Here is an 8,394-nt window from a genome sequence, read left to right as displayed (position 1 = left end):
TATTGAGCTCTTCTAGATAAATGTGATAAGCATTGTCTTTGAGTCCTGCTGAAGTAACCTTGAAAAATTCAAGCAGGCCCTGAGGCAAAAGCAAGCTGAGGTAGTCCTTTTCTTTCAATTCTTTTTTCAGCAAAGAAAATCGATTGTGTCAATTCCCCCAACTTTTAGGACTGATCCACAATTGCCTGTAATTCCAGTGCGTCATTCGTGTAGTCCTCTACCTGAAAAAAAAAGACGCACTGGTAATGTTATATTATTTTGATTATCAACATGTTCAATAAGTGAACATCTTGTGATTTAGAGCTTGTATTCCGAATTTTATTCAACCTAACTAATCAAATCATGTTAGAAAAAAGCTTCGGATTGCTCTTCTTTTTGAAACAGTCCAAAAAATCCACAAAAAAAGAGAAGTATGTATACCTCAGAATCACCGTCGATGGGATTTCTAAAGAAATTTCTACCAAGAGACTTTGGAACCCTTCAAGGTGGAATGCTTCAGCCGGAAGAGCCGAAGGTAACAAAGAGGACAGCAGGACATTAAACGCATTCCTGGATACACTTTCCTATAAAACGCTACAGGCCAAAAAACAACTGATTGAATCGGACAGAGAAGTCACTTCAGAAGCTTTAAAGAATGTCCTTCTTGGAGTCGGTGAAAAGAAAAAGATGATCCTTGAGATTTTCAGGGAGCATAATGAACAGGTCGAAGCGTTGCTGGGAAAAGAATTTGCTCCAGGTACCCTGCAGCGATACAGAACCTCATTGGATCATACCCGCTCTTTCATCCAGTGGAAATATGGATTACACGACATGGATATCCAACTTCTGGATTATGAATTTATTTCAGGGTATTCTTTTTGGCTAAAGTCGGTACAGAACTGCAGTCACAATACCACAGTAAAATACCTATCAAATTTCAAAAAGATTGTACTGATCTGCATAAAAAACGGATGGTTGATCAGAAATCCGTTTGTCCAGTTTAAGATGGTCAAAAAGGAAGTTAATCGAGCATTTCTTTCCTGGCTAGAGATCCAAAAAATAACCGAAAAACATTTTGCAACAGAACGGTTAAACCATGTAAGGGATATTTTTCTATTCAGTTGCTACACGGGCCTGACTTACATTGATGTCAAAAACCTTAACAGAAATCAGATATCCACAGGGATTGACGGAGAACAATGGATATATACCCATAGGCAAAAAACGGACTCCCCAACCCGATTGCCCTTATTGCCAAAAGCATTACAGTTGATTGAAAAGTATCAGAACCATCCTAAATGCCAGGACGGGACTCATGTACTGCCAGTATTGAGCAACCAAAAGATGAATTCTTATCTGAAAGAAATCGCGGATGTATGTGAGATCAATAAACCGCTCACCTTTCATATTGCACGACACACATTTGCGACAACCATTACCTTGGCCAATGGAGTTCCTATCGAAACCGTGTCAAAGATGCTTGGACATAAATCCCTTAAACAAACGCAGCATTATGCCAAAATCTTGGATACGAAGATAAGTTTTGACATGAAGGCTCTTAGAGAGAAGCTTCAATGAATCTAGACTGATTTCTTTTTTAATGAAGAGACTGAAACCCACAAATGAAACTTAAATTGAACAGTAACAATGGAAAATAAAATCGAAATATACCAAGGCCCCAATGGTCAAACCCAAATTGAGGTGAGATTTGAGCAGGAAACCGTATGGCTATCTCAAGTTCAGATGGCAACTCTATTCAATCAAACTAAACAAAACATCAGTTTACACATCAATAACTGCTATAAGGAAGGTGAATTGGAACCAGAGGCAACTGTCAAGGAATCCTTGACAGTTCAAAATGAAGGTAAAAGAAAAATCGAGCGTAAGATAAAACAATACAATCTGGATGTCATTATTTCTGTTGGCTATCGGGTCAAATCACAACATGGCACTAGATTCCGCCAATGGGCAACCCAACGACTTAAAGATTTCCTTGTTCAAGGCTATGCGATCAATGAGGCAAGACTTTCTCAGAAACAACAAGAAGTCCAGACCCTTAAAGACGGAATTCGAATCTTAAGTCGGGCAATTGAACAAAAAGCAATAGATCAAAACTTGGATTGGCTCAATCATTTTGCCAAAGGTCTTGAGTTGCTCGATGATTATGATCATGAGAACCTTGATAAAAAAGGGTTAACTAAAAGACAGGCACATTATCCAGAGTTGGCTGATTACAAAGAAATAATTCAGGCAATGAAATCAGATTTTGAGTCAGGCGTGTTTGGGAAAGAAAAAGACGGAAGTTTTGAAAGTGCAATTGCGCAAATCAGCAAAGGTTTTGGTGAAGAGGATTTCTACCCTACTCTGGAAGAAAAAGCAGCTACACTTCTGTATCTGATTGTCAAAAATCACGGATTCGTCGATGGTAATAAACGGATAGCCGCTGCTTGCTTCCTTCTCTTTTTGCAGTCAAATGATCTATTGCATAATGGTGAGGGCCATTCAATCATTAGCAATGATGCACTAGCCAGCTTAACCTTGTTCATTGCTTCAAGTAAACCTGAGGAGATGGATACCGTGAAGAAATTGGTGATCAGTGTATTGAATAGGAATTACTAATTTTTCAAAATCATAGTGTTATTGTGGGGTGGATTCAATCAACCCCTTCTTTTTTTGATAAGAAATCACATTCCTTCTATGCATTACCCTGTCCATCATAAAAAATAAGGATTAGAAGTTTCAAAAAAACTGTAATCTTCAAAATGATAAGACCTTGCTTTAATATACTAGTTTTTAAACAACAAAGAAATATTCTTACTTTATCACACCCTCTCAAAAAACTTCATTTTTTTAGCCTCCCTGGCGGAAATTTAATAAATTAGTCAATTTCGGTTTTTGTATCTGCGTCTAGTTCCTATAGAACGAAATATCTCAAAGCTACAATATGTGATATACGAGCATATTTTTAAATTTAGTTATCAAATGAACCCCAAATTTTTAACATTTGACCCTATAAGTTAATAGGTGCACGTATAATTTAGCAGTTCAAAACACTAAACCCTTAATTATATGCAACAAAAAAAACACAGTTTAAAGTCTTTCGTGATTCTTGCAGTTTCTTTGATCTACCTCCAACCCTGTTTTTCACAGTCTGAGAAACCCCAAAAATGGGAAGTAGGAGCAGACCTATTATCTCTATTTGATAAAAATCAATTGCCTGACTATTCAATATTTGCCTCTAGGAAATTGGGAGAGAATGGATATTCCATGAGAGCGAGGTTCGGGATTGATGCTTATACTTATCAATTAGGTTTACCTGTCGCACGCATCATTAACGACGAACAACGTAAAGATTTCTCATTTATGATAGGGGTTGAAAAATTAATATCTGACCCAAAAAGCAAAACTAAATTTTACACTGCCATTGACTTAGCTTATGCGCCATATAGAACTGACAAACAATTTACTGGATCTGAGAATTCAGATAACTATGGTTTCTATAGTGAAATCAATCGAAATAGAAGTTATTATATTAATTTTTCTATTGGGATCCGCCAAAGTATAACTACAAAACTCAGCCTGAGGCTTGAATCTGCATTGTCTTATAAACATAAAGCCTTCGATCAGACGACTTATTGGATAGAATTAGATCCAAATAACATTCTTCCGCCGAAGAATGAACTCATGGATATGGCGGAAAACAACAACTACAAAGGAAGTTTTAAGTATGCTGAAAATTACCTGAGACTAGTTCCATTTAGCCAATTTTTAATCACTTATGATCTTTAAACAATGAAAAAAAATCACTTTTACCTTCACTTTTGTTTTATTATAGTTTTAGTCACTATAAGCTTTAATGCATTACCACAAAATATAACGATTTCCCCAGTTTCAATTTCTGTTTGGGGTGGAGAAACCATAGAATATTCTAGATCTACTTTTCCTGAATGTAGCAATTTTACATGGAGTGCAAATTATGGAGTCTTTCCTGACAACTCTAATAATTCAAGTTTTAATACACCAAATAAAGATGTGAACGTTAAATGGGATAATATAAGCAAATCAACCGCAACACTAGATATTTTGTGTTCTAGTGGGAATGGTCAAATTAATGGAATTACAATTCTTTCTCTGAAGAATTTCGACGTTGGTTCTATTAACTCTACAATCAACAACCAAATAGATTATTGTAATACTAACTCGAAGACATTTTCTATAGCAAAAGTAATCATTCCTTTCTCAAACAGTTCTTCTATACCAATTAAATATGCTTCCGGCTATGAATGGACCATCCCTTCAGGCTGGACTGGTCCCGATGGAAAGACAGGAACTTTTCTAATTGACAATCCAGATGCGAACATTATTCAACTAAACCCTAACGGATGCTCTGAAGGACAAATTAGAGTTAGAGCATATACTAATACAGAAGGAAAAGGCGAACCACACTACAGTCAGTACAGCCCTTATTATCTTGTAGAACGAAAAATGCCTGAGATATCCACTTCCACTTCCGATTTCCGTTGTAAAATTCCTTTTACTGCATCAATATCCGGCTTAACCTGTGCAAATTCCTATACATGGAATGTTCCTTCAGGCTGGGTTGTGAGTGGTACAGGTGCGAGTGTAACTATCACTCCATCAAACAATGATGGCCCTATTTCAGTTACAGCTCAACTTTCAGGAACTTCATGTAGCTCTCAGACAAGCACAAGACAAATTCAGATCACCAATGATATTCAATCAATAATCGGGCAAGATAATGGTGCTTGCGGAACCACATTTTCTGCGGGTAGTCTTCCACCAGGCTCATCTATTTCTTGGACTTATAGCAGTAATTTGCAAAGGATTAATTCGGGAAGCAGTCCATCACTTCAGGTTGTACCAACCAATCCTTCTAGTTATGCACCAGGCTGGGTTAAGGCATATGTTACTAATCCAAATGGATGTGATTTTGAAAAAACAAGAACGATTTGGGTAGGAATTCCTGGATTGCCAAGTACTTCGTTTCAAAGTTTCAATGTGTATGGCGGAGGAACTTTTTCAGCTCCTTCCTTTGCAGGTTCAACTACAGGATACACATGGACTGTATCAAGCTCGTTGACAGTCGTATCTGGAGGCGGTGTTAATGATAATACTATCACTGTAAGTATTAACCCTAATCAAACCTATGGAGACATTTTTGTTAGAGCAAGAAATAGCTGCGGGAGTTCCCAACAACCTTCACAAATCCGAGTAAACAGGATACAATCATTTAACTATTCTGCTTATCCAAACCCAGTAATAAATGAACTTACGATTGAGGCAGAGAAGATTGATACAACCTCAAGGGAACTGCAGCCATTCGAGGTTAAAATTTATGATGAATCAGGAAATGAAATTTTTAATCGCAAAATGAAAAACGCAAAAAATAAAATATCAGTGAATGGATTTAAAGGAGGTTTTTATTATCTCCACATAATAAGTGAAGATGGAATAATTAGGAAGAAAATAAAAATAGAGAAATAGATAATTAATTCATGAAAACTAAAGTCTAGCGATTAAAAGTTAGGCTTTAGTTTTTCTACTTATAATACTCTGATTTTCTTAAAATTTAAAAACAGTCAGAAGGCTTTTCATTGAAGAAATGATCTAAATACCAGACTTTCTGGGAGTGTTAGCTAAACTCTGTCCTTCCCTTCCCTTGGGGTACCCCAAGGGAAGGGAACTAATTTATTAATTAATATCCAACTTTAGCCTCCCTTCAAACTTAATGGCTAATTGCTGGACAGTCAAGCCCCAATTGTGTAATGGGGATGACCATTTTTTCTCAATCCTTCTTGTGGCCAGATAGACGAGTTTCAACATTGCCATATCACTGGTAAATGCGCCTTTGGTCTTGGTGACCTTTCTAACCTGCCTGTGATACCCTTCGACTGCATTAGTGGTATAGATCATCTTGCGGATGCTCTTGGTATAAGCAAAATAGGCGCTAAGTCGTTCTCAGTTACTGTTCCAAGACCGGAGTACGACCGGGTATTTCTTCCCCCATTTCTCTTCCAGATCCGCAATTGTGAAGATTTTATGGGTTTTTGACCATAAAAAAAGCCTGTAAAGAATTTCTTTACAGGCTTTTTTTGAATCTGTTGAGTTGAATAAAGTAAAAAACTGATTTTTAATCTACTGATTTTCAGTGTTTTGTACTTTTATTCTTTCTTGAAGTGACTTCACAAATCTTTTTTCAAGAAGCTTGTTGACTTGTTCAACAAGGTGCTCAGCAGAGGAAGAGGGGAATGAACTTGCTTGTAATGTGTCTGGTTTTCAGTGTCTTATAATTTTAAATTATTAAGAACTACACGATTTACGCTAGATATTTAATATACTGAATTACAGTATTTTACGTTAAGTGTTCTCTTTTTATACCTGTAATTTTGCTGTTATTTGAAAGAACTTAATTCCGAATTAAATCTACAAAAAATAGTAAGAAATTCAAGTTTAGTTCTGAGATTTTTGACTAGCAACAATAAAATATAGCACTACATTGATGTTCTGCTAATTAATTGATACAATGAAATAATTAGAAGCTCAATCAACTTTGCCGATCTTTGTTATCACCATGCAAAAATTGCCCAAAGCAGCCTCTTTAAATTCGTGAACAAAAATTAGGGGGAGATCAAAAGGAACGGTAATTTTTGAATTCATTTCAATTTAACTTTACTCCCCAACCTCGGGTGATAAGACGGCCGGTATTCCACAATTCCCCGGTCTTTTAACTCACTAATGCAGGTATGATAGGTGACTATACTTTTTACCCCTGAAAGCTTCATGATTTTTCGCCGGGAAATCCGAAAAGGATTACAGCGTTTCTGTTCTTTCCAGAGTTGGAGCATTGCTAGGAACACAGCAGTCCGGCTTGGTTGCAGTCCTTTTTCTTTGACGATTCTTTCTAGGTAGTATTCCATTTTTAAAGTAGCCATAGCGGTTGTTGTTATTGTTTAAAAAGCGATTTGAGCTCTTCGGTTTTGTAGTAGTAAAGCCCCGAGATTTTGACAGGATGCACGACTCCGCGGATGCGTAAATTCTGCAATGCTGCATCGGAGATGCTCAGCATTTTTTTGACATCTCTGCTTCTTAGCCATTCTTTGCTGTCCGTCTTGGGTTCATCCTGCTTTTCCAACAGTTCTTTAAGGTCGGCAAACAGCTGAAAGCGTAGTGCTTCCAGATCTTCTTTGGTGATTGCTTCCATGGTTTTCTATTTTCAGGTTCTCTAGATTTAGTTTTGGACAGTTTCCTCTTTGTAGGATAAGCTTACCTTGCTTTGGCTCATCCGGTTGAAGGTAGGCAGATAGTGGATGTATCCGTATTCGTGGAGTTGTCGGATGATCTTAAAGTAAGTGGCCGTACTGGATATTTTGGCTGATTTCATCAGCTCGTCCCGCTTGATAGGAAAGGGTTCTTCGCCATCAAATTCTTCCCTTACATGGAGCAGCACGGAGAACAGCCCGATATGGGAAAGACTGATCCTAGGATCTTTATCAATCCCGGACATAAAGTTCTCCAGTGCTTTTTTTATCTGCTCCATTAAGGGGTGAATCAACCGGCTATTCCTGCACTTTTTCTTTTTCTTGTCTTCTTCGAGGGTAAATCTTCCGATTCCTCAGCTACATCCTTTTTCTCGGATTTAGACTGGGATGCTGAGGCGGTTTCTTTCAGTGATTCTGAAGTCCTCATCTGGTTGGAGTCATATACGTTGAGGTTCTTGAACTGTGGGCTTGCTTCTATAAAGCGTTTTTGCTCCCCGCCTTCCAGTTGGAATGTGACCGATTGGCGGTTCCCTTTTTTTAGTGAATCCTGCAGCCTGGATAGATCCTCAGGATTATTCAGCTCCTTGATCGGATGTTTTTCCAAAGCCTTTTGTAGGTCAAAACCGTAATTTTCATGGAACTGCTTGAGCTTGAAGTTTCCCTGATTGTCGGTTTCCTTAAAGTCCAACTGTACCCAGGCATTGTATTTTTCATGCTCCTTGTTAACCAGATCCTTGTTGACAGCACGTCCGTCCAAAAGATTGTAGCCTTCTTTCAGGGTGATGTTGTTGTCCTTTCCTATGTAAAAGGTCTGGTTGATGGCAGGTTCATCCTGACCTGATTTAGTAAGGCTCAGATCGTATTTGTTGAAGAAATACATGTCGGTCATGGCTGATTTTCTGAAATGGAGATTGGCATTTACCGTATCTCCTCCGAAATCAGCCTGGTGCTTGAGAGAAAAATCAGGTTCTCCTTTTTGGATTTGTTCTTTCAAGGGCGCTTCCAGCGAATCTCCGAACCCGCTGTACTTGACCTGGTTTTTGAGGTAATCAAAATTTTGCTCGTTCATGGTTTTTGTGTTTTGTGGTTAAAGTTTAGGTATGTGAAATGTGTTGAATTTGCTTGATATCTAGTC

At 37.8% G+C, this 8,394-nt stretch carries 7 protein-coding genes and 1 pseudogene; 4 read left to right on the top strand and 4 right to left on the bottom strand.

Features of this window, described 5'->3' with window-relative positions; translation table 11 throughout:
• The first annotated feature begins 342 nt into the window (after positions 1 to 342).
• The 4 genes from ABJH64_RS17165 (at position 343) to ABJH64_RS17150 (ending at position 5,484) form a co-directional block, all read left to right on the top strand.
• On the top strand, positions 343 to 1,557 hold the full coding sequence (locus ABJH64_RS17165; RefSeq protein ID WP_348275754.1) for a site-specific integrase: 1,215 nt from the start codon (positions 343 to 345) through the stop codon (positions 1,555 to 1,557).
• A 69-nt stretch (positions 1,558 to 1,626) separates the two neighbouring features.
• Positions 1,627 to 2,598 carry a RhuM family protein gene (gene rhuM, locus ABJH64_RS17160; protein ID WP_348275755.1) on the top strand — a complete coding sequence of 324 codons (972 nt, stop codon included), beginning with the start codon at positions 1,627 to 1,629 and terminating at the stop codon, positions 2,596 to 2,598.
• A 450-nt stretch (positions 2,599 to 3,048) separates the two neighbouring features.
• Positions 3,049 to 3,768, top strand: a complete 720-nt coding sequence (locus ABJH64_RS17155; RefSeq protein ID WP_348275756.1) for a hypothetical protein — start codon at positions 3,049 to 3,051, stop codon at positions 3,766 to 3,768.
• A gap of 3 nt (positions 3,769 to 3,771) precedes the next feature.
• The gene (locus ABJH64_RS17150; RefSeq protein WP_348275757.1) at positions 3,772 to 5,484 is read left to right on the top strand and encodes a T9SS type A sorting domain-containing protein; all 1,713 of its coding nucleotides are present in this window, start codon (positions 3,772 to 3,774) and stop codon (positions 5,482 to 5,484) included.
• 207 nt (positions 5,485 to 5,691) lie between these two features.
• On the opposite strand, the pseudogene ABJH64_RS17145 reads toward ABJH64_RS17150, so the two are convergent.
• The 4 genes and pseudogenes from ABJH64_RS17145 to ABJH64_RS17130 form a co-directional block, all read right to left on the bottom strand.
• Positions 5,692 to 5,940 (bottom strand): annotated as a pseudogene (locus ABJH64_RS17145) (transposase); the annotation flags it as partial.
• 1,003 nt (positions 5,941 to 6,943) lie between these two features.
• Complete coding sequence (locus ABJH64_RS17140) at positions 6,944 to 7,201, bottom strand: DNA-binding protein (protein ID WP_348275758.1); 258 nt, start codon at positions 7,199 to 7,201, stop codon at positions 6,944 to 6,946.
• Positions 7,202 to 7,228: 27 nt separating this feature from the next.
• Complete coding sequence (locus tag ABJH64_RS17135) at positions 7,229 to 7,537, bottom strand: hypothetical protein (protein ID WP_348275759.1); 309 nt, start codon at positions 7,535 to 7,537, stop codon at positions 7,229 to 7,231.
• A gap of 11 nt (positions 7,538 to 7,548) precedes the next feature.
• Positions 7,549 to 8,328, bottom strand: coding sequence for a hypothetical protein (locus tag ABJH64_RS17130; RefSeq protein ID WP_348275760.1), 780 nt, complete (start codon positions 8,326 to 8,328; stop codon positions 7,549 to 7,551).
• Between the last annotated feature and the right edge of the window lie 66 nt (positions 8,329 to 8,394).

The sequence above is a fragment of the Algoriphagus sp. genome, from assembly GCF_039969895.1.
Taxonomy (GTDB): Bacteria; Bacteroidota; Bacteroidia; order Cytophagales; family Cyclobacteriaceae; genus Algoriphagus.
The sequence above is the reverse complement of the archived record's forward strand: the minus strand, read 5'-3'. Positions and strand labels throughout refer to the sequence as shown.